Annotated in this window: 21 protein-coding genes; 10 read left to right on the forward strand and 11 right to left on the reverse strand. The window is 71.9% G+C overall.

The window, feature by feature from the left end; translation table 11 throughout:
* The first annotated feature begins 3 nt into the window (after positions 1-3).
* Complete coding sequence (gene serB, locus ACZ4VA_RS16845) at positions 4-1215, forward strand: phosphoserine phosphatase SerB (RefSeq protein ID WP_468081849.1); 1212 nt, start codon at positions 4-6, stop codon at positions 1213-1215.
* Positions 1216-1288: 73 nt separating this feature from the next.
* Here serB and ACZ4VA_RS16850 read toward each other — a convergent pair whose 3' ends face one another.
* The 4 genes from ACZ4VA_RS16850 to ACZ4VA_RS16865 form a co-directional block, all read right to left on the reverse strand.
* On the reverse strand, positions 1289-1807 hold the full coding sequence (locus tag ACZ4VA_RS16850) for a SixA phosphatase family protein (protein ID WP_355794192.1): 519 nt from the start codon (positions 1805-1807) through the stop codon (positions 1289-1291).
* A 277-nt stretch (positions 1808-2084) separates the two neighbouring features.
* Positions 2085-2291: a hypothetical protein gene (locus tag ACZ4VA_RS16855; protein WP_356239231.1), complete on the reverse strand. Its 207-nt coding sequence runs from the start codon at positions 2289-2291 to the stop codon at positions 2085-2087.
* Between the two features lie 171 nt (positions 2292-2462).
* Positions 2463-2579 carry an SGM_5486 family transporter-associated protein gene (locus ACZ4VA_RS16860; protein WP_356174139.1) on the reverse strand — a complete coding sequence of 39 codons (117 nt, stop codon included), beginning with the start codon at positions 2577-2579 and terminating at the stop codon, positions 2463-2465.
* Between the two features lie 126 nt (positions 2580-2705).
* Positions 2706-4238, reverse strand: a complete 1533-nt coding sequence (locus ACZ4VA_RS16865) for a CynX/NimT family MFS transporter (protein WP_468081852.1) — start codon at positions 4236-4238, stop codon at positions 2706-2708.
* Between the two features lie 114 nt (positions 4239-4352).
* On the opposite strand from ACZ4VA_RS16865, the gene ACZ4VA_RS16870 reads away from it, so the two are divergent.
* Positions 4353-5057 carry a FadR/GntR family transcriptional regulator gene (locus tag ACZ4VA_RS16870; protein ID WP_355789780.1) on the forward strand — a complete coding sequence of 235 codons (705 nt, stop codon included), beginning with the start codon at positions 4353-4355 and terminating at the stop codon, positions 5055-5057.
* A 9-nt stretch (positions 5058-5066) separates the two neighbouring features.
* Here ACZ4VA_RS16870 and ACZ4VA_RS16875 read toward each other — a convergent pair whose 3' ends face one another.
* From ACZ4VA_RS16875 to fabG, 3 genes are all read right to left on the reverse strand, one after another.
* Positions 5067-5426 (reverse strand): hypothetical protein, encoded by a 360-nt coding sequence (locus ACZ4VA_RS16875; RefSeq protein WP_355789783.1) that lies wholly within the window; start codon positions 5424-5426, stop codon positions 5067-5069.
* Positions 5427-5628: 202 nt separating this feature from the next.
* Positions 5629-6396 (reverse strand): enoyl-ACP reductase FabI, encoded by a 768-nt coding sequence (fabI, locus tag ACZ4VA_RS16880; protein ID WP_121403837.1) that lies wholly within the window; start codon positions 6394-6396, stop codon positions 5629-5631.
* 5 nt (positions 6397-6401) lie between these two features.
* The gene (fabG, locus tag ACZ4VA_RS16885; RefSeq protein ID WP_355789786.1) at positions 6402-7121 is read right to left on the reverse strand and encodes a 3-oxoacyl-[acyl-carrier-protein] reductase; all 720 of its coding nucleotides are present in this window, start codon (positions 7119-7121) and stop codon (positions 6402-6404) included.
* A 258-nt stretch (positions 7122-7379) separates the two neighbouring features.
* Between fabG and ACZ4VA_RS16890 the strand changes: the two genes are divergently transcribed.
* Genes ACZ4VA_RS16890 through tyrS form a run of 3 tightly spaced genes read left to right on the forward strand, consistent with a single transcriptional unit; the run spans position 7380 to position 11631 of the window.
* Entirely contained in the window at positions 7380-8903 is a 1524-nt protein-coding gene (locus ACZ4VA_RS16890; protein ID WP_355789788.1) for a TldD/PmbA family protein, read from the forward strand.
* Positions 8900-10303, forward strand: a complete 1404-nt coding sequence (locus ACZ4VA_RS16895) for a metallopeptidase TldD-related protein (RefSeq protein ID WP_356239219.1) — start codon at positions 8900-8902, stop codon at positions 10301-10303. The genes ACZ4VA_RS16890 and ACZ4VA_RS16895 overlap by 4 nt, the downstream gene beginning before the upstream one ends.
* A gap of 59 nt (positions 10304-10362) precedes the next feature.
* Positions 10363-11631, forward strand: a complete 1269-nt coding sequence (gene tyrS, locus ACZ4VA_RS16900; protein WP_355783403.1) for a tyrosine--tRNA ligase — start codon at positions 10363-10365, stop codon at positions 11629-11631.
* A gap of 102 nt (positions 11632-11733) precedes the next feature.
* Here the strand turns inward: tyrS and ACZ4VA_RS16905 are convergent, their stop codons facing one another.
* Positions 11734-12015, reverse strand: coding sequence for a GlsB/YeaQ/YmgE family stress response membrane protein (locus ACZ4VA_RS16905; protein WP_355783406.1), 282 nt, complete (start codon positions 12013-12015; stop codon positions 11734-11736).
* A 241-nt stretch (positions 12016-12256) separates the two neighbouring features.
* On the opposite strand from ACZ4VA_RS16905, the gene ACZ4VA_RS16910 reads away from it, so the two are divergent.
* The gene (locus ACZ4VA_RS16910) at positions 12257-12655 is read left to right on the forward strand and encodes a DUF3099 domain-containing protein (protein WP_355783409.1); all 399 of its coding nucleotides are present in this window, start codon (positions 12257-12259) and stop codon (positions 12653-12655) included.
* A 223-nt stretch (positions 12656-12878) separates the two neighbouring features.
* Entirely contained in the window at positions 12879-13124 is a 246-nt protein-coding gene (locus tag ACZ4VA_RS16915) for a hypothetical protein (protein WP_402383324.1), read from the forward strand.
* On the opposite strand, the gene moaA is transcribed toward ACZ4VA_RS16915, so the two are convergent.
* The 3 genes from moaA to ACZ4VA_RS16930 form a co-directional block, all read right to left on the reverse strand.
* On the reverse strand, positions 13121-14110 hold the full coding sequence (gene moaA / locus ACZ4VA_RS16920; protein WP_355783414.1) for a GTP 3',8-cyclase MoaA: 990 nt from the start codon (positions 14108-14110) through the stop codon (positions 13121-13123). The two genes, ACZ4VA_RS16915 and moaA, sit on opposite strands and share 4 nt — an antisense overlap.
* 172 nt (positions 14111-14282) lie before the next feature.
* Positions 14283-15911 (reverse strand): solute symporter family protein, encoded by a 1629-nt coding sequence (locus ACZ4VA_RS16925; RefSeq protein ID WP_468081856.1) that lies wholly within the window; start codon positions 15909-15911, stop codon positions 14283-14285.
* Entirely contained in the window at positions 15908-16264 is a 357-nt protein-coding gene (locus tag ACZ4VA_RS16930; protein WP_355783420.1) for a DUF485 domain-containing protein, read from the reverse strand. Before ACZ4VA_RS16930 ends, ACZ4VA_RS16925 begins: the two co-directional genes overlap by 4 nt.
* 383 nt (positions 16265-16647) lie before the next feature.
* Here ACZ4VA_RS16930 and ACZ4VA_RS16935 point away from each other — a divergent pair, with 383 nt between their 5' ends.
* The 3 genes from ACZ4VA_RS16935 (at position 16648) to ACZ4VA_RS16945 (ending at position 21354) form a co-directional block, all read left to right on the forward strand.
* Positions 16648-18180, forward strand: coding sequence for a S8 family serine peptidase (locus ACZ4VA_RS16935; protein ID WP_402383334.1), 1533 nt, complete (start codon positions 16648-16650; stop codon positions 18178-18180).
* Positions 18181-18271: 91 nt separating this feature from the next.
* On the forward strand, positions 18272-19795 hold the full coding sequence (locus tag ACZ4VA_RS16940; RefSeq protein ID WP_356174118.1) for a S8 family peptidase: 1524 nt from the start codon (positions 18272-18274) through the stop codon (positions 19793-19795).
* A 182-nt stretch (positions 19796-19977) separates the two neighbouring features.
* Positions 19978-21354 (forward strand): CoA transferase, encoded by a 1377-nt coding sequence (locus ACZ4VA_RS16945; RefSeq protein WP_356174116.1) that lies wholly within the window; start codon positions 19978-19980, stop codon positions 21352-21354.
* Position 21355: the final 1 nt, after the last annotated feature.

The following is a 21355-nucleotide window of genomic DNA, read 5'->3' on the forward strand; positions in this document are numbered from 1 at the left end:
ACCATGAGCGCTTCGCAGACCTCTGATGTCCCCACCCTCCTCGTCAAGATCTTCGGCAAGGACCGGCCCGGCATCACCGCCGGTCTCTTCGACACCCTCGCCGCCTTCTCCGTCGACGTGGTCGACATCGAGCAGGTCGTCACCCGTGGCCGGATCGTGTTGTGCGCGCTCGTGACCGAGCCGTCCGCCGGGCTCGAGGGTGACCTGCGGTCCACCGTCCACAGCTGGGCGGAGTCCATGAAGATGCAGGCGGAGATCATCTCCGGGCTGGGCGACAACCGGCCCCGCGGTCTCGGCCGCTCGCTCGTCACGGTCCTCGGGCGTCCGCTCACCGCGGAGTCGACGGCGGCGATCGCCGCCCGGATCACCGACACCGGCGGCAACATCGACCGTATCTTCCGGCTCGCCAAGTACCCGGTGACCGCGGTCGAGTTCGCGGTGTCGGGCACGGAGACCGAGGCGCTGCGCACGGCCCTCGCGACCAAGGCGGCGGCGCTCGGTGTCGACGTCGCGGTGGTCGCGGCCGGACTGCACCGCCGCGCCCAGCGGCTCGTCGTGATGGACGTGGACTCCACTCTCATCCAGGACGAGGTGATCGAGCTCTTCGCGGCGCACGCCGGCTGCGAGAAGGAGGTCGCCGAGGTGACCGAGGCCGCGATGCGCGGCGAGCTGGACTTCGAGCAGTCGCTGCACGCGCGCGTGGCGCTGCTCGCGGGGCTGGACGTCTCGGTGGTGGACAAGGTGCGCAGCGAGGTGCGGCTCACGCCGGGCGCGCGCACGCTGATCCGTACGCTGAAGCGCCTCGGATTCCAGGTCGGCGTGGTCTCGGGCGGGTTCACGCAGGTCACGGACGATCTGAAGGAGCGGCTCGGGCTCGACTTCGCGCACGCCAACACGCTGGAGATCGTCGACGGGAAGCTGACCGGCCGGGTCACCGGCGAGATCGTGGACCGCGCGGGCAAGGCTCGGCTGCTGCGCCGGTTCGCGGCCGAGGCGGGCGTGCCGCTGGGCCAGACGGTGGCGATCGGTGACGGGGCCAACGACCTCGACATGCTGAACGCCGCGGGGCTCGGGGTCGCGTTCAACGCGAAGCCGGTCGTCCGGGAGGCCGCGCACACGGCGGTGAACTTCCCGTTCCTCGACACGGTGCTCTACCTGCTCGGCGTCACCCGCGAAGAGGTCGAGGCCGCGGACACGAACGACGACGCGCTCTGAGCCGTCGCGCTCGCGCGGGTCTTCCGCCACGCGGACGGGGACCGCTGCCGCTCCCCGTCCGCGTGGCGACGGCTCATTCGGACGGCGCCCAGTAGTCGACGAGGGCGGCCACTCCGGGCTCCAGGGTCTTCCAGGGGCCGGTGAAGGTGAGGACGGCGAACGCCGCCGTCGGGAAGCCCCGGCTGCTCATGCGGGCGCGGATGTCCTTCTCGGCCTGGCCCGCGAGGACGTCGGCGAGGCCCTGGATTCCGGGGTTGTGGCCGATCAGGACCAGGCTCTGCACGTCGTCCGGGGTCTCGTTGAGCACCGCGATCAGCTCGCCCGGCGAGGCTTCGTAGACCCGCTCCTCGTAGACCGTCTTCGGCCGGTGCGGCAGCTCGTGGACGGCGAGCTTCCAGGTCTCGCGGGTCCGGGTCGCGGTGGAGCAGACGGCCAGGTCGAGGGGGATGCCCGAGTCGGACAGCTTGCGTCCGGCGACGGCGGCGTCCGTGCGGCCCCGGTCGGCGAGCGGCCGCTCGTGGTCGGAGACCTGCGGCCAGTCGGCTTTCGCATGCCGGAAGAGGACGATCCTGCGGGATTCTGCGACGCTCATGCGTCCCAGCTTCGCATGAAACACGCCACGGGGCGCAGGGAGTTGGGCCGGTCCCCCGGCACGGGTGACGGCCCGCGCCGACGGGCGCGGACGCACGTCCACGGCGGGCGGGGCGTGCCCACGGGCGGACCACGCTCGCCGTCCATCCTCCCCGAGATCCGCGCACCGCGCCTGCCGGAGCCCGGGGGACGTAAGCAGGCCCCGGGAGACCTCGGGGCGACGCACGCCGGACCGAGACGGGCGCCGGGAGAAGGCGGCCACCGGACCCGGTGCGGACTCAGCGCCGTACCGCCTCCTGGATGCGCTCGACGACGTGGGTCAGGGCGGGGTCCCCGGCCGTGGCGTGGGCGTCGGACGGGTTGACGATCAGGGCCAGCAGCGCGACGAAGGCCAGGACCGGGAGCGCGAGGGCCCACCAGGGCAGCCGGATGTCGACGCGGCCCGTGGTCACCGGGTGGGTCCGGGGGTGCGTGGGGGCCGGCATGACGCCTCCGTGGGTCTTCGAGCGGTCCGTGGGCCGCGTCCTCGCGACCACACCTCGAAGCTACGGAATCCGCGGCCTCCAACCCATCCGGAGATCCACCCACTTGACCCTGACACTCGCCCCCTAGGGGTCGGTGGGGCTAGCCCCACCACCGCCGGCGGACGGGCGCGGTCAGGGGGAGGCGATGGACGCGATGACGCCGATGATCACGGTGATGGCCAGCATCGCGCCGAGCACGAGCAGCATCTTCTTCTGGCCGTTCTGGGGGTTCGGGTCGAGCACAGGCATGCGGCCAGTCTCCCACCCGCCGGGACCTCCCCCGCCTCTGGGGTCGGGCCCCGGGGTGCGGGTGGCCTCACGCCCGCCCGCACCCCGTGGGCGTACGGCCGACGCGGGCCGTGGTCCCGGCGCCGGTCAGCGCCGTGCGGCCTCGTCCTCCACCGTGCGGTCGCGGCCCGCCAGGATGCCCACGCCGATCTGCGGGACCATCAGCCCCGCCATCAGCGCGATCGGCAGCCCCCAGCCGCCGCTGTGCTGGTAGAGCACGCCCACCAGGAGCGGCCCCGGGATCGAGATGAGGTACCCGGTGCTCTGCGCGAAGGCCGACAGCTTGGCGACGCCCGCGCCGGTCCTGGCCCGCATGCCGACCATCGTGAGGGCGAGCGGGAAGGAGCAGTTGGCGATGCCGAGGAGGACCGCCCAGGCCCAGGCGCCGCCCGCCGGGGCCAGCCACAGGCCGGCGTAGCCGACGAGACCGCTGACGCCGAGGGCGATCACGATCGGTCCCTGGTGCGGCAGGCGGGTGGCCAGGCGGGGGATGACGAAGGCCAGCGGTACGCCCATCACCATGGTGACCGCGAGCAGCAGGCCCGCGGTGCCGGCCGGGACCCCGGCGTCCCGGAAGATCTGCGCCATCCAGCCCATGGTGACGTACGCGGCGGTGGCCTGGAGGCCGAAGAAGACGGCGAGCGCCCAGGCGGTCCCGCTCCGGGTGATCCGCAGTCCGTCGGCCCGCTCATGGGACGCGGTACCGGTCACGGAGGCGGTCACGGCGCCGGGTCCGGAGACGGCCTCAGATCCGGAGACGGTGTCGGCGCCGGCCTCGGAAGCGCCCACCTCGACGGACCCACTGCCGGTCGCGGAGGCCCCCGCACGGGCGTCCGCCGCAGTGCCGTCGCCGGTCGCGGGCACGCGGATCGGCGGGGCCGTCGACGCCCCGGCGGCCCCGGAACCAGCCTCCCGCGCGCGTACGAGCGGGATCCACGGCAGTACGGCCGCGGCGGCGAGGAACGCCCAGACGGTCAGCCCGGATCGCCAGCCGCCGCCGAGCGCGTCGGTCATGGGCACGGTGACCGCGGCGGCGGACGAGGTGCCGAGCGCCAGGGCCATCGAGTACAGGCCGGTCATGGACCCGACGCGGTCGGGGAACCAGCGCTTGACGATCACCGGCATCAGGACGTTGCTGACGGCGATGCCCATGAGTGCCAGGGCGCTGGCGGCCAGGAAGCCCGGGGTGCCGCCCACGTACGGCCGTACGGCGAGGCCGACGGTGATGGCGACCATGCCCGCGCAGACGACGGCGGACGCACCGAACCGGCGGGCGAGGCGCGGCGCCATGACCCCGAAGACGGCGAAGCAGAGGGACGGCACGGAGGTGAGCAGGCCGGCGACGCTGCCGCTCATCCCGAGCCCGTCGCGCACCTCTTCGAGGAGGGCGCCGAGGCTGGTGATGGCGGGCCGCAGGTTGAGGGCCGTGAGGACGATGCCGGCGACGACCAGCCGTGTCGTCCACGCGCGCGGGGCGGGTGTCCGCTCCCCGGGTCCGGGACGGGCGGTCGACGCGGGCCCCGAGGGTCCGGGACGCGTCGTAGGTGCGGGGCCCGCCGGCTCCGTGCCGACGGAGCCGCGTATCGCTGGGGACGCCGTCCGCGTCTGATCACTGGCCATGGCGCCATCATAGAATCATGGGATGATTGGTTGTCCACTCCCTCTCGCGTCCGCCCCCTTGCGTTAATCTCCGGATCATCCGGCCCCGCAGGAAGGCCCGTTCGAAGGACCGTCATGCCGCTGAGCCATCCCCGCCGTTCGGCGCTGTCCGAGCAGGTCATCGCCGAGCTGCGGAACCAGATCACCTCGGGCGAGTGGCCGGTCGGCTCGCGCATCCCCACCGAGCCTGAGCTGGTCGAGCAGCTGGGCGTCGCCCGGAACACGGTCCGTGAGGCGGTCCGCGCGCTCGCGCACAACGGTCTGCTGGACATCCGCCAGGGTTCGGGCACCTACGTCGCGGCGACCAGCGAGCTGGCGGGCGTCATGCACCGCCGCTTCGCGGACGCCGACCCGCGGCACGTGGCCGAGCTGCGCTCCACGCTGGAGTCGAGTGCCGCCAGGCTGGCCGCCGAGCGGCGCACCGAGCGCGATCTCAAGCAGCTGGACGCCCTGCTCGTACGCCGTGAGGAAGCCTGGGAGTCGGGTGACGCGGAGGCCTTCGTGACGGCCGACGCGACCTTCCACCTGGCGGTGGTGTCCGCGTCGCACAACGAGGTCATGACCGAGATGTACGCGGACCTGGGCGAGGTCATGCGCGACTGGCTGCGCGAGGACGTCGGCGAGCGGCTGACGCCGGAGACGTACATGGACCACACCCGCCTGCTCGACGCGATCCGCGCGGGCGACGCGGAGGCGGCCGGGACGGAGGCCGCGGGCTATCCGTTCCAGTGCCGTGCGGGGCGCGCGGCCGGGGACCCGGGGGTCACCTCCGGCGGCTGAGCGGCGCCGTCACCGCTCGTGGCTGACCCACGCCGACCGGATCTCCTTCCAGCAGCGTCCGGTCAGCCGTACGGTCTCGGCGGGCCCGGCGCCGACCGGAGCGCCGTCGCTGTCGATGTCCCACCAGCGGTCGCACTCGACGTGCAGGCTGACCCGGTCGGTCTCCGGATAGGGGTTGTGGCACCAGGCGGTCACCTCGGAGCCCAGCACCCGGGTGCGGCACGAGGCCCCGAAGGGTCTCTCGTCGGCCACACGCGCGTGGAGGCCCGTTTCCGGTGAGTGCGGGGTGTGCGAGGCCGCGTCGTCGGGGAGGGCGACGGGGAGAACCAGCGCGGCTATGACCGGGGCGAATCGGTGTGACAGGCGCACAAGGGTGACCTCCTCGGCCGTGCTCTGGAGGAAACGCGTCCGAAGTGCCTGGTGAACGCGTACTCCAGAGTGCCCGGTGACCTGCCCCGGGCGCCCGGCCGGTGGGCCGAACGGGTGACGCCCCGGCCCCCGCGGGCCGCGGGAGACGGGGCGTCGTCCTCGTACGGCCCAGGGCTCGCCCGGGTGCCGCCGAGGGGGTGGGTCAGGCGCCGATCGCGTGCAGGCCGCCGTCGACGTGGATGATCTCGCCGGTGGTCTTCGGGAACCAGTCGCTCAGCAGGGCGACGATGCCGCGGCCGGCCGGCTCCGGGTCCTTCAGGTCCCACTCCAGCGGGGAGCGGGTGTCCCACACCGCGGCGAGGTCGCTGAAGCCCGGGATGGACTTGGCGGCCATGGAGCCGAGCGGGCCCGCGGAGATGAGGTTGCAGCGGATGTTCTGCTTGCCCAGGTCGCGGGCGATGTAGCGGCTGGTGGCCTCCAGCGCGGCCTTGGCCGGGCCCATCCAGTCGTACTGCGGCCAGGCGTACTGCGCGTCGAAGGTCAGGCCGACGACGGAGCCGCCGTTCTGCATCAGCGGCAGGCAGGCCATGGTGAGCGACTTCAGGGAGTACGCCGAGACATGCATGGCGGTGGCGACCGACTCGAACGGCGTGTTGAGGAAGTTGCCGCCGAGGGCGTCCTGCGGCGCGAAGCCGATGGAGTGCACGACGCCGTCGAGGCCGCCGAGCTCCTCGCCGACGACGTCGGCCAGCCGGCCGAGGTGCTCGTCGTTGGTCACGTCGAGCTCGATGACCTTGGTGGGCTTGGGGAGCTTCCGGGCGATGCGCTCGGTCAGCGTCGGCCGCGGGAACGCGGTGAGGATGATCTCGGCACCCTGCTCCTGGGCCAGCTTCGCGGCGTGGAAGGCGATGGAGGACTCCATCAGCACACCGCTGATCAGGACGCGCTTGCCCTCGAGAATTCCGCTCATGGTGATCAGTGACCCATTCCCAGTCCGCCGTCAACCGGGATGACGGCTCCAGTGATGTACGAGGCGTCGTCGGAGGCGAGGAACCGCACCGTCGCGGCGATTTCCTCCGGCTGCGCGTACCGGCCGAGCGGCACCTGGGACACGATGCCCGCGCGCTGCTCGTCGGTGAGCACCTTGGTCATGTCGGTGTCGACGAAGCCGGGCGCGACGACGTTGAAGGTGATGTTGCGCGATCCCAGCTCACGGGCGAGGGACCGGGCGAAGCCGACCAGGCCGGCCTTGGAGGCGGCGTAGTTCGCCTGGCCCGCGGAGCCGAGCAACCCGACGACCGAGGAGATCAGGACGACCCGGCCCTTCTTGGCGCGCAGCATGCCGCGGTTGGCGCGCTTGACGACCCGGAAGGTGCCGGTGAGGTTGGTGTCGAGGACGGACGTGAAGTCCTCCTCGGACATGCGCATCAGGAGCTGGTCCTTGGTGACGCCGGCGTTGGCGATCAGGACCTCGACCGGACCGTGCTCGGCCTCGATCTCCTTGTAGGCCTGCTCCACCTGCTCGGTGTCGGTGATGTCGCACTTCACGGCGAGGCAGCCCAGGTCCGTGAGAACCTTCGGCGGCTCACCGGAACGGTATGTGACGGCGACCTTGTCGCCGGCCTCGGCGAACGCGCGGGCGATGGCGAGGCCGATGCCCCGGTTGCCTCCGGTGACGAGAACCGAGCGGCTCAACGGATCACCCTTTCGTTAGCGGTCTGACGCGCCGCCCGGACGGCTGGATCGACAGGCGGCTTCCTCGAAAACCTATCGGTCCGGCCCCGCCGACGGACAATCGGGCACCGACAGTGGCGTAGGGGACTCGCTGTCGGGTCCCTACATAAAGTCATGGACGCAGGCCGGAAACCTGTGGTCCGCGGGCGCGATGGGCGACATGATCGGAGCGATCGCAGAGCACGGCGACCACCGTCACGTCCACAGAAAGAGACCCAGGTGCCTCATTCCATCGACGAAGCCTTCACGGCACTACCTCTGCGCGCCCTCGCCGACGCCGCCCTCGCCCGCGCGCGTGCGCTGGGTGCCGTGCACGCGGACTTCCGGTTCGAACGGGTGCGCAGTGCGTCCTGGCGGCTGCGCGACGCCAAGCCCGCCGGGTCCTCGGACACCACCGACCTCGGGTACGCGGTGCGGGTGGTGCACGGCGGCACCTGGGGGTTCGCGTCGGGCGTGGACCTGACGATGGACGCCGCCGCGAAGGTGGCCTCGCAGGCCGTGGCGATGGCCAAGCTGTCGGCGCAGGTGATCAAGGCGGCGGGCTCCGACGAGCGCGTCGAGCTCGCGGACGAGCCGGTGCACGCCGACCGGACGTGGATCAGCGCGTACGAGATCGACCCCTTCTCCGTGCCGGACGAGGAGAAGTCCGGGCTGCTGGCGGACTGGAGCGCGCGGCTGCTCGCGGCCGACGGGGTCAGCCATGTCGACGCCTCACTGCTCACCGTGCACGAGAACAAGTTCTACGCCGACACCGCGGGCACCGTGACCACGCAGCAGCGCGTACGGCTGCACCCCCAGCTCACCGCGGTGGCCGTCGACGACTCCAGCGGCGAGTTCGACTCCATGCGCACGATCGCGCCGCCGGTCGGGCGGGGCTGGGAGTACCTGACGGGCACCGGCTGGGACTGGGACTCCGAACTCGCGCAGATCCCGGAACTGCTCGCCGAGAAGATGCGCGCGCCGAGCGTCGAGGCCGGCGTGTACGACCTGGTCGTCGACCCGTCCAACCTGTGGCTGACCATCCACGAGTCCATCGGGCACGCCACCGAACTGGACCGCGCGCTCGGCTACGAGGCGGCGTACGCCGGGACCTCCTTCGCGACCTTCGACCAGCTGGGCAAGCTGAAGTACGGCTCCGAGCTGATGAACGTCACCGGTGACCGCACCGCCGAGCACGGCCTCGCGACCATCGGGTACGACGACGAGGGTGTGGCCGGGCAGTCCTGGGACCTCGTCAAGGACGGCACCCTCGTCGGCTACCAGCTGGACCGCCGCATCGCGAAGCTGACCGGCTTCGACCGCTCGAACGGCTGCGCCTACGCCGACTCCCCCGGCCACGTGCCCGTGCAGCGCATGGCGAACGTGTCGCTCCAGCCGGACCCCGCCGGGCTGTCCACCGAGGACCTGATCGGCAGCGTCGACCGCGGCATCTACGTCGTCGGGGACCGCTCCTGGTCCATCGACATGCAGCGCTACAACTTCCAGTTCACCGGGCAGCGCTTCTTCCGGATCGAGAACGGGCGGCTGACCGGACAGCTGCGGGACGTCGCGTACCAGGCGACGACCACGGACTTCTGGGGTTCGATGGCCGCGGTCGGCGGCCCCCAGACGTACGTCCTGGGCGGTGCCTTCAACTGCGGCAAAGCCCAGCCGGGCCAGGTCGCGGCGGTCTCGCACGGCTGCCCGTCCGCCCTCTTCAAGGGCGTGAACATTCTCAACACCACGCAGGAGGCGGGCCGATGACCTCTCGTACGCACGGTACGGACAAGCCGCACGAGATCGTCGAGCGCGCCCTCGCCCTGTCCCGGGCCGACGGCTGCGTGGTGATCGCCGACGAGCACTCGACCGCCAACCTGCGCTGGGCCGGCAACGCGCTCACCACGAACGGGGTGACCCGCGGGCGCACGCTGACCGTCGTCGCCACCGTCGACGGCCGCGAGGGCACGGCGTCCGGCGTCGTCTCCCGCTCCGCGGTGACGCCCGACGAGCTGGAGCCGCTGGTGCGGGCCGCCGAGGCCGCCGCACGCGGGGCCGGCCCTGCAGAGGACGCGCAGCCGCTGGTCACGGGCGTCCCGGAGTCCCCGGACTTCACGGACGCGCCCGCCGAGACCTCCTCGGCCGTCTTCACGGACTTCGCCCCGGCGCTCGGCGAGTCGTTCGCCCGGGCCCGCGCGGGCGGCCGTGAGCTGTACGGGTTCGCCAACCACGAGCTGGTCTCCAGCTACCTGGGTACGTCGACGGGCCTCAGGCTGCGGCACGACCAGCCGAACGGGACGCTGGAGCTCAACGCCAAGTCGCCGGACCGCACCCGCTCGGCGTGGGCGGGGCGCTCCACCCGGGACTTCAAGGACGTCGACCCGGCGGCTTTGGACGCGGAGCTGGCGACCCGGCTCGGCTGGGCCGAGCGGCACCTCGACCTGCCCGCCGGGCGCTACGAGACGCTGCTGCCGCCGACCGCCGTGGCGGACCTGCTGATCTACCAGATGTGGTCGGCGGCGGCCCGGGACGCGGCCGAGGGACGGACGGTGTTCAGCAAGCCCGGCGGCGGCACCCGCGTCGGCGAGCGGCTCACCGAGCTGCCGCTGACCCTGCGCAGCGACCCGCACGAGCCGGGCCTGGAGAGCGCCCCGTTCGTACTGGCGCACTCCTCCGGGGACGACGCGTCGGTGTTCGACAACGGACTGCCGCTGACGGCGACCGAGTGGATCGCCGCGGGACGGCTGGAGCGCCTGTCGACGACCCGGCACAGCGCGGGCCTCACGGGTCTGCCGGTGACGCCGTCGATCGGCAACCTGATCCTGGACGGCGGCGACGACCGCTCCCTGGAGGAGATGGTCGCGAGCACCGGCCGCGGCCTGCTGCTGACCTCCCTGTGGTACATCCGCGAGGTCGACCCGGCCACGCTCCTGCTGACGGGGCTCACCCGGGACGGGGTGTACCTGGTGGAGAACGGCGAGGTGGTCGGCGAGGTGAACAACTTCCGCTTCAACGAGTCGCCGGTCGGTCTGCTGGGCCGGGCCACCGAGGCGGGGCGCACGGAGAAGACGCTGCCCCGGGAGTGGAGCGACTGGTTCACCAGGGCCGCCGCTCCGGCCCTGCGGGTGCCGGACTTCAATATGAGCTCTGTCAGCCAGGGCGTATAACCTCGTAGCCGGCGGCTGCCCGGCTGCCCGGACATCATCCCCAAGGAGATACGAGAACCGTGACGGACATCGTCGACGAACTGAAGTGGCGCGGGCTGATCGCCCTCTCCACCGACGAGGACGCACTGCGCAAGGCGTTCGCGGACGGTCCTGTCACGTTCTATTGCGGCTTCGACCCGACCGCGCCCAGCCTGCACCTCGGCAACCTCGTGCAGATCCTGACGATGCGCCGGATCCAGCAGGCGGGCAACCGCCCGCTGGGTCTGGTCGGCGGGGCGACGGGCCTGATCGGCGACCCGAAGCCGAACTCGGAGCGCACGCTGAACGCTCCCGAGGTCGTCGCCCAGTGGGTGGAGCGGCTGCGCGCGCAGATCGCCCCGCTGCTGGACTTCGAGGGCCCGAACGCCGCGGTGATGGTGAACAACCTGGACTGGACCCAGGGCATGTCCGCCATCGAGTTCCTGCGCGACATGGGCAAGCACTTCCGGGTGAACAAGATGATCGCGAAGGAGGCCGTCGCGCGGCGGCTCAACTCCGACGCGGGCATCAGCTACACCGAGTTCAGCTACCAGATCCTCCAGGGCATGGACTTCCTGGAGCTCTACCGCAGGTACGGCTGCACGCTGCAGACCGGCGGCAGCGACCAGTGGGGCAACCTCACCTCGGGCACGGACCTGATCCACCGCACCGAGCCGGACGCCGTGGTGCACGCGCTGGGCACTCCGCTGATCACCAAGGCGGACGGCACCAAGTTCGGCAAGACGGAGTCCGGCACGGTCTGGCTGGACCCCGAGATGACCACGCCGTACGCGTTCTACCAGTTCTGGCTGAACGCGGACGACCGGGACGTCTCCAAGTTCCTGCGGATCTTCAGCTTCCGGTCCCGCGAGGAGATCGAGGAGCTGGAGCGGCAGACCGAGGAGCGGCCGCAGGCGCGTGCCGCGCAGCGGGCGCTGGCCGAGGAGCTGACCACCCTGGTGCACGGCCCCGACCAGACGGCCGGCGTGGTCGCCGCGTCCCGGGCCCTCTTCGGTCAGGGCGAGCTCGGTGATCTCGACGAGCCGACGCTGCGGGCGGCCCTGTCCGAGGTGCCGCACGTCCAGGTCGCCTCGCTCGGTCCGGTGGTGGACCTCCTCGCGGAGGTCGGCCTGGTGGCCAGCAAGTCGGCCGCGCGGCGCACGGTCAAGGAGGGCGGCGCCTACGTGAACAACGTGAAGGTCGCCGCCGAGGACGCGGTGCCCGCCGCGGAGGACCTGCTGCACGGGCGCTGGCTGGTGCTGCGCCGGGGCAAGAAGAACCTGGCTGCGGTGGAGGTCACGGGCGCCTGAGCGGGCTCCCGGCGGTTCTGTCCGTCACACACGCGCAGGGGCGGTCCCGTCACGGGGCCGCCCCTGCGCCGTCCGTCCCGGGGAACGGCCGCTCGCGCTTCGTCAGGTGCGCTGCCGCTGCCGGTTGCCGCGCAGCGACATGTAGAGCATGTCGCCGAAGAAGACGATCACGACCGCGGCGACGAGCTGGAGTGCGTGCCGGCCCCAGTCGATGCCGCTGGTCTCGTCGATGCCGATCGCCCGGGCGATGGCGTTGCCGACGACGGCTCCGATGATGCCGAAGATCGTGGTCAGCCAGAGCGGACTGTGCTGCTTGCCCGGAATGATGGCCTTGGCCAGCAGACCCAGCACGAATCCCACGATGATGGCCCACAACCAGCCCATGGCTGCCTCCTAGTACGGCTCTGCGTGAGCATTTCGGCCAGTCTCGGTCCGCCACCCGTACGCCGCATGTCGGGCGGAGCCATACGCGGTACGGCGCAGTCCGTCCCCCGGACGGGAGGTGCCCCCGGTCTCGAGGACGGCGCAGCCGCGGCGTAACGTGGAGCGTGTTCGGGCCCGGATCCCTGACCGGGTCCGGGTGGTACGGACCGGAGCGTCCGACACAGGCAGGTGGTGGAACGTGATGCGGAAGCAGAACAGCGGCCAGGTCTTCCGGATCACAGGAGCCAGGCAAGGACTCGACGAGGACGTACGCGGCAGGCAGCGGCGCTACGTCATCTCGATGAGCGTCCGCACCGTCGCCGTGATCCTCGCCGCGACCCTCTGGAACGTGGAGCGCCACGTCGCACTGGTCGCTCTGGTCCTCGGGGTGCTCCTCCCCTACATCGCCGTCGTCATCGCCAACGCCGGCCGGGAGAACGCGCCCTCGCTCCCGTCGACCTTCGTCACCGTCCCGGTGCGCCCGATGATCGCGCCGCCGCGCGAGGATGACGGCTCGGAACCCGCGCCGGGACCCGTGCGCGAGGACGTGACGGCGGACCCGGGAGCGGGTCTTCGGGGCGAGCCGCACGAGCGGAGCTGACCTCCGCGGATCAGCGGAATCCGGAACGGGACGGGGTGCCGGAGCGTGTACCAAGCTCAAGAAAAGCTCAGATCAATCATGTAGTTCCGGTGCCGGGCACCGGGTCCCCCGTGACATACTTCGTACGCGCTCCGCATCCCCCGTCGGAGCGACGGACCGACGCCGGGCAGCTCCCCCCGTGGCTGCTCGGCGTCGCCTTTGTGGGGCCGTCTAGGGTGGACGCGTGAACCTCCCGCTCCCCGGTCAGCCCTCCCCCTCCACACCGCAGTGCTCGGCCAAGGCCTGCCGCGCCGACGCAGTGTGGGTGCTCGCGTGGAACAACCCGAAGCTGCACACGCCCGAGCGCCGCAAGACGTGGCTCGCGTGCGAGGAGCACCGGGAGCACCTGTCGCAGTTCCTGAGCGTCCGGGGTTTCCTCAAGGACGTGGTGCCGCTGACCCAGTGGGAGTCCGAGTCCGCGCGGCCTTAACCCCCGATCGCGGACATCGGCCGCTCCGGCTGGAGGAACGTCGGGTCGTCCAGGCCGGAGCCCGCCTTCTTGCCCCACATCGCGGTCCGCCAGATGCCGGCGATCTCCTCGTCGGCGGCGTCCGAGCGCAGCGCGGCCCGAAGGTCGGTCTCCTCGGTGGCGAACAGGCAGGTGCGGACCTGGCCGTCGGCGGTCAGCCGGGTGCGGTCGCAGGCCGAGCAGAAGGGGCGGGTGACCGAGGCGATCACGCCGACCCGGTGCGGGCCGCCGTCGACGAGCCAGCGCTCGGCGGGAGCGGAGCCGCGCTCGGCGGCGCCCTCCTCGGTGAGCTCGAAGCGGGTCCGCAGCGAGGCGAGGATGTCGCCGGCGGTGACCATGCCCTCCCGCTTCCAGCCGTGCTGGGCGTCCAGGGGCATCTGCTCGATGAAGCGCAGTTCGTAGTCGTGCTCGACGGCCCAGGCGAGCAGGTCCGGGGCCTCGTCCTGGTTCAGCCCAGGCATCAGCACGGAGTTGACCTTGACGGGGGTGAGGCCGGCGTCGCGGGCCGCTTCGAGTCCTTCGAGGACGTCCTTGTGCCGGTCGCGGCGGGTGAGCGTCTTGAAGACGTCGGGGCGCAGGGTGTCGAGGGAGACGTTGACCCGGTCCAGGCCCGCCGCCTTCAGGGCGGACGCGGTGCGCTTGAGGCCGATGCCGTTCGTCGTCAGGGACATCTGGGGGCGCGGCTCCAGGGCGGCGACCCGCTCGACGATGCCGACGAGTCCGGGCCTGAGCAGGGGTTCCCCGCCGGTGAAGCGGACCTCGGTGATGCCGAGGGAGGTGACGGCGATGTCGATGAGGCGGACGATCTCGTCGTCCGTGAGCAGGTCGGGCTTGGCCAGCCACTGCAGGCCCTCTTCCGGCATGCAGTACGTGCAGCGGAGATTGCAGCGGTCGGTCAGCGAGACGCGCAGGTCGGTGGCCACCCGGCCGTAGGTGTCGATGAGCACGTGGGCCCCCTCCCTCGGTGCCAAGCACATCTGTCGGACAACTGCGAGCCTACGTGACGGGACCGACAACGGGGGCGGCCCGATCCCACGAGGTACGGCACGGCCCCGTCGTAGGGACCTACCAGTGGTGATCCACCGGGGGGTCGCGACGGGGCCGTGCCGTACGCGTGGGTCAGTGCGCTCCGGTGCCGGTGAGGGAGCGGACCTCCAGCTCGGCGTACTTGCCGGCGTCGGGCTCCTCCTTGGACACGAGCGTGCCGATCCAGCCGAGCAGGAAGCCGACCGGGATGGAGATCAGGCCGGGGTTCTCCAGCGGGAACCAGTGGAAGTCGACGTCCGGGAACATCGAGGTGGGCTTGCCGGAGACGACCGGGGAGAACAGCACCAGGCCGACCGCCGTCACCAGGCCGCCGTAGATCGACCACAGGGCGCCCTGCGTGGTGAACCTCTTCCAGAAGAGGCTGTAGAGGATCGTCGGCAGGTTGGCGGAGGCGGCGACCGCGAAGGCGAGCGCGACCAGGCCGGCCACGTTCAGGTCGCGGGCGAGGGCGCCGAGGCCGATCGAGACGACACCGATGGCGATCGTGGCGTAGCGGGCGGCCCTGACCTCCTCCTTCTCGGTGGCGGTGCCCTTCCTGATCACGTTCGCGTAGATGTCGTGGGCGAACGAGGAGGACGAGGCGAGCGTCAGTCCGGCGACGACCGCGAGGATCGTGGCGAAGGCGACCGCCGAGATGGTGGCGAGCAGGATCGCTCCCCACGTCGAGTCCACACCGCCGAGGTGCAGCGCGAGCAGCGGGGCGGCGGTGTTGCCCGCCTTGTTGGACGCGATGATCTCCTCGGGCTTGATGAGCGCGGCGGCGCCGAAGCCGAGCGCGATGGTCATCAGGTAGAAGCCGCCGATGATGCCGATCGCCCAGTTCACGGACTTACGCGCGGCCTTGGAGTCCGGCACGGTGTAGAAGCGGATCAGGATGTGGGGCAGGCCGGCGGTGCCGAGCACGAGAGCGATGCCCAGGGAGATGAAGTCCAGCTTGGACGTCGAGGTCGCGCCGTACTTGAGTCCCGGTTCGAGGAAGGACTTGCCCTTGCCGCTGTTGTCGGCCGCGGAGCCGAGCAGGTCGGAGACGTTGAAGTTGAACTTCAGCAGCACCAGGAAGGTGATCAGGATGGTCCCGCCGATGAGCAGGACGGCCTTGATCATCTGCACCCAGGTGGTGCCCTTCATGCCGCCGATCGTCACGTACACGATCATCAGCACGCCGACCAGGGCGACGATGGCGACCTTGCCGCCGTCGCTGGTGATGCCGAGGAGCAGCGACACCAGGACGCCCGCTCCCGCCATCTGGGCCAGCAGGTAGAAGATCGACACGACGATGGTGGAGGCGCCGGCCGCCGTCCGGACGGGGCGCTGGCGCATGCGGTAGGCGAGGACGTCGCCCATCGTGTAGCGGCCGGAGTTGCGCAGGGGCTCGGCGACCAGGAGCAGCGCCACCAGCCAGGCCACCAGGAAGCCGATGGAGTACAGGAAGCCGTCGTAGCCGAACAGGGCGATGGCGCCCGCGATGCCGAGGAAGGACGCGGCGGACATGTAGTCGCCGGAGACGGCCAGTCCGTTCTGGAAGGCGCTGAACTGGCGTCCGCCCGCGTAGAAGTCGGCCGCGCTCTTGGTCTGGCGGCCCGCCCAGACGGTGATGACGAGGGTGGCGACGACGAAGACGGCGAACAGGGAGATGATCAGCGGCCGGTGCTCACTGGCCTCTCCCGCCGCGAGCTGGACCTGGGTGATCGCGGGGCTCATGCGCCGCCCTCCATCCGGGACTTGATCGCCTCGGCCTTGGGGTCGAGCTTCGCGGCGGCGTGCCGCGCGTACCACCAGGCGATGAGGAACGTGGTGAGGAACTGGGCGAGGCCGAGCACCAGGGCGACGTTGATGTTGCCGAACAGCCGGGTGCCCATGAAGTCGCCCGCGTAGTTCGACAGCAGGACGTACAGCAGGTACCAGGTGATGAAGCCGATGGTCAGCGGGAAGGCGAAGGAGCGGTGCGAGCGGCGCAGTTCACCGAACTCCGCACTCTGCTGGACCTCGACGAACTCCTCGGTCGACGGGAGCGCGGGTTGGGATTTCGAGGGGGGCGGTGCGTCGGTGGCCACGGAGTCTCCTCGCGTTGCGGATGCGGTTGCGACGGTGGGCGGGGGCGAGTTGGGGTTCGCCGACGGGGACGGGGACGGACTGGGCACGGACATGGGCGGCTCTGACCTAACAGTGACGTGGATCACGTGAACCGGGAGGCGATGTTAGGGCTCCCGAGCGTGATCCGACAGGGGGCTCGATCGTGCTCGTGCTCCCTGCTCAAGGTCACGGCGCCACGCGTGGACCGGTTCAACTCCCCGCACTTCTTTCAGAAGTCGTCGTCGTATTTCATTGCTGGCCAGGTGGGGCGGGGGATAACTTCGCCCTGCACACCCCGTCATGTACCTGCCCGAGCACCACCTGTGTTCGGGCAGTGCCCGTTTCCGGATGATGTGGAGATCCCATGGCTCATCTGCGTTCCAGACGCCGTCTCGCGCTCGCCGTACCCGCCGCGCTGGCCCTGACCGCCTCCCTCGGCCTGCTGCCGGGTGTCGCGGCGGCCGCTCCCGGCACGGCGTCCGTCTCCGCCACGACCGCCACGGACAGCCCCGAGCTGGCGTACGTCGTCAACACCAGGACGGACCACCGCACGATCGCGTCCGTGCAGCGCGCGATAGCCAAGGCCGGAGGGACCGTCGTCGTCGCGTACGAGAAGATCGGCGTGATCGTCGTCCATTCGGCCAACCCCGACTTCGGCAAGCAGATCCGCGCCGTCCGCGGGGTGCAGTCCGCGGGCGCCACCCGTACCGCGCCGCTGACCGCGGCGGGGACGACGGACGAGGGCGCCGCGCAGTACCTGTCGGCCGCCCAGGTGGCCAAGGCCGAGGCGGGCGCCACGGTCTCGGGCGAGGAGCCCCTCGAGGCCGACCAGTGGGACCTGCGGGCGATCGGCGCCGACAAGGCCGCGAAGATCAACCCCGGCAGCCGCAAGGTGACCGTCGCCGTGATCGACACCGGCGTCGACGACACCCACCCGGACCTGGCCCCCAACTTCTCGGCCTCGCAGTCCGCGAACTGCGTCGGCGGCAAGGCGGACACCTCGCCGGGCGCCTGGCGTCCCGCGAACCCCGACCACTACCACGGCACGCACGTGGCGGGCGAGATAGCCGCGGCCCGCAACGGCATCGGCGTCGCAGGCGTCGCCCCGGGCGTGAAGGTCGCCGGCATCAAGGTGGCCGACCCGGTCAGCGAGCTGTTCTACCCGGAGAGCGTCGTCTGCGCCTTCGTCTTCGCCGCCGACCACGGCGTCGAGGTCACCAACAACAGCTACTACGTGGATCCCTGGCTCTACAACTGCATGGACGACCCCGACCAGCGGGCGATCGTCGACGCGGTGAACCGGGCCCAGCAGTACGCCCAGAAGAAGGGCACGCTCAACCTGGCCTCGGCGGGCAACTCGAACGACGACCTCGACTCGGACGCCCTGCTCGACGACTCCAGCCCCGACGACTCGACCCCGGTCCCCCGCACGGTCGACCCGCACGAGTGCTTCGACGTGCCGACCCAGCTCCCGGGTGTCGTCACGGTCAGCGCGACGGGCGTCACGGGCGCCAAGTCGTACTACTCGACGTACGGAAACGGCGTCATCGACATCGCGGCCCCCGGCGGCGACAAGTACCAGATCCCGGACACCCCGTCGAAGAACGGCCGCATCCTCTCCACGATGCCGGGCAACCAGTACGGCTTCCTGCAGGGCACGTCGATGGCCTCCCCGCACGCCGCCGGTGTCGCCGCGCTGCTGAAGTCCGCGCACCCGCACGCCACTCCGGCCCAGCTCCAGGCGCTGCTCAAGGCGCAGGCCGACAACCCGGGCTGCCCGTCGGCGCCGTACGACGGTGACGGCGACGGTGTCGTGGACGCCACCTGCGAGGGCGGCAAGCGCGTGAACGGCTTCTACGGCTTCGGCATCGTCAACGCGCTGCGGGCGGTCAAGTAGTCCCGGACTCGGCTCGCCCGTAACGGACTTCCGCCCTGTGAGCTTCCCGCACGGCTCGTACAGCTCGTACCGCGAACGAACTGGAGACACCATGACAGCGCCTCACTCGCGCTCTCGCCGCGCGATAGCCGTCCCCCTCGGGATGGCCATGGCGACGGCCCTCGCCTTCCTGCCGAACGTCAGCGCCGTGGCGGCGGACACCGCCGCGCCGCGGGCGACGGCGGCGGACGCGACCCCGCTCAGCTACGTCGTCAACGTCCGCCCCGGGCACGGCCCTTCGTCGCACGTGAAGAAGGCCATCGCCGAGGCCGGCGGCACGATCGTGACGTCGTACGACCAGATCGGCGTGATCGTCGTCCACTCGTCGAACGCCGACTTCGCCGCCACCGTGCGCAAGGTGCCCGGTGTGCAGTCGGCCGGTGCCACGCGCACGGCGCCGCTGCCGGCCCAGTCGACCACCGACGTCGGCACGCCGAAGGTGCTCAGCGCCGAGGACGTCGCCGGGGTCGAAGCGGTGGCCGGACAGGACCCGTTGGAGCCCCTGCAGTGGGACCTGCCCGCCATCAAGGCGGACAAGGCGCACGAGAAGTCGCTCGGCAGCCGGAAGGTCACGGTCGCCGTCATCGACACCGGCGTCGACGACACGCACCCCGACATCGCGCCGAACTTCGACCGCGACGCCTCCGTCAACTGCGTGACGGGCAAGCCGGACACGACCGACGGGGCGTGGCGGCCGAGCGCTGCCGAGAGCCCGCACGGCACGCATGTCGCGGGCGAGATCGCGGGCGCCAAGAACGGCGTCGGCATCACCGGTGTCGCCCCCGGCGTGAAGGTCTCCGGCATCAAGGTGTCCACCACCGCCGGCTTCTTCTACACGGAGGCCGTGGTCTGCGGCTTCGTGTGGGCCGCCGAGCACGGGGTCGACGTGACCAACAACAGCTATTACACGGATCCCTGGTACTTCAACTGCAAGGACGACCCGGACCAGCGGGCCCTGGTCGACGCTATCACCCGCGCCTCGCGGTACGCGGAGAAGAAGGGCGCGGTCAACGTCGCGGCGGCGGGCAACGAGAACTACGACCTGGCCGCGGACGAGATCACCGACCCCTCGTCCCCGAACGACACGACACCCGGCGACCGGGTGATCGACCCGTCCGAGTGCTACGACATCCCCACCCAGCTGCCGGGTGTGGTCACGGTGGCCGCGACGGGCGCGAAGGGCATCAAGTCGTCCTTCTCCAACCACGGTCTGGGTGTCATCGACATCGCCGCCCCCGGCGGCGACTCGACGCGCTACCAGACCCCGGCCCCGCCCGCCACGAGCGGTCTGATCCTCGGCCCGCTGCCGGGCGGCGGCTGGGGCTACATGGCCGGTACGTCGATGGCGTCGCCGCACGTCGCGGGTGTCGCCGCGCTGATCAAGTCGACGCACCCGCACGCCTCCGCCGCCCTGGTGAAGGCGCTGCTGTACGCGGAGGCGGACGCCACGCCGTGCACCGACCCGTACGACATCGACGGCGACGGCAAGATCGACGCCGTCTGCGAGGGCACCAAGAACCGCAACGGGTTCTACGGCTGGGGCACCGCGGACGCGCTGGACGCGGTGACGAAGTGACGTTGCGCTAGTCACGGGCGCACGGCCACGCGGGGGCCGGACGGCAGCACGCCGTCCGGCCCCCGTGCCGTTCCCGGGGCGCGCGTTCTCCGGCGGCGCCGCGTCCTCCGTACCCGCGCACCGGGCACCGGATCCGGGCCCCGGCGGGCATGTTGATCCCGTACACCCGGCACAGTGCCGGTATGACGCTCTCGCCTGTGGCTTACGCCTGGGACGCGCTGGGCGGCGCCCCCGCGCTGATCTCCCGTGTCTCGGCCGTCGTACGGGACGGCGCGCTGGACGCCCGGCTGCCCGTACGGGAGGTGGCGCGGGGCTGTGCCGGCGCCTGCGCGCTGGCGGCGGCCGAGCTGGCCGCCGTCCGCACCGGAGGGGCGGTGCCCGTCGTGCGCCTCGACGACGGGGCGGTCGCCACGGCGTTCACCAGCGAGCGGCACCTGCGGGTCGACGGGCGGGCCCCGGTGGGCTTCGCGCCGCTGTCGCGGTTCTGGCGGACCACCGACGGCTGGGTGCGCACGCACGCGAACTACCCGCACCACCGGGCCCGTCTGACGGCCGCGCTGGGCCTGCCGGCGGACGCGGACGCGGAGACGGTCGGCGCGGCCCTCGCCGAGCGCCCGGCGTCCGTGGCCGAGGAGTCCGTGACCGCGGCCGGGGGCCTCGCGGTCGCCCTGCGGACGACGCCGGAATGGGCCGCCCACGCGCAGGGTGCGGCCGTCGCGGGCATGCCCCTGGTCGCCGTGGAACGGCTGGACGAGGCGCCCGTGCGGAACTTCGCGGCCCCGGGCGGCGGCCCGCTGCTGCCGGCGGCGGGTCTGCGCGTCCTGGATCTGACCCGGGTCATCGCCGGTCCGGTGGCCACCCGCACACTCGCCCTGCTCGGCGCCGACGTGCTGCGCCTGGACGCGCCCTCGCTGCCCGAACTGCCCGACCAGCACGTGGACACCGGCTTCGGGAAGCGTTCCGCCGTCCTCGACCTCGCGACCGGCCGCGGCACCTTCGAGGAGCTGCTCGCCCGCGCGGACGTGGTCGTCACCGGCTACCGGCCCGGTGCGCTGGACCGGTTCGGGCTCGGGGCGCGGGCCCTGGCCGAGCGGCGGCCCGGCCTGGTGGTCGCGCGGCTGTCGGCGTGGGGGGAGGACGGGCCGTGGGCCGGGCGGCGGGGCTTCGACAGCCTGGTGCAGGCCGCCACCGGGATCGCGGTGACCGAGGGCACGGACGGGCGGCCCGGCGCCCTGCCCGCGCAGGCCCTGGACCACGGCACGGGCCATCTGCTCGCGGCGGCGGTGCTGCGGGCGCTGACCGAGCAGTCGCGCCGGGGCGGAACCCGGCTGCTGCGGCTGTCGCTGGCCCGCACGGCGCACTGGCTGACCGGCGCGCCGCGACCGGACGGCATCCCCGCGGACGCCGTCCACGAGGGGCCGGAGCCGTGGCTCGGGCTGACCGACGGGCCCCTGGGACGGCTGCGGTACGCCCGGTCCCCCGTCGTCTTCGACGGCGGGCCGCGTGACTGGACGCGTCCGCCGGGCCCCTGGGGTGCCGATCCGGCGCGCTGGACGTGAG

The organism is Streptomyces sp. NPDC028308, from assembly GCF_055565855.1.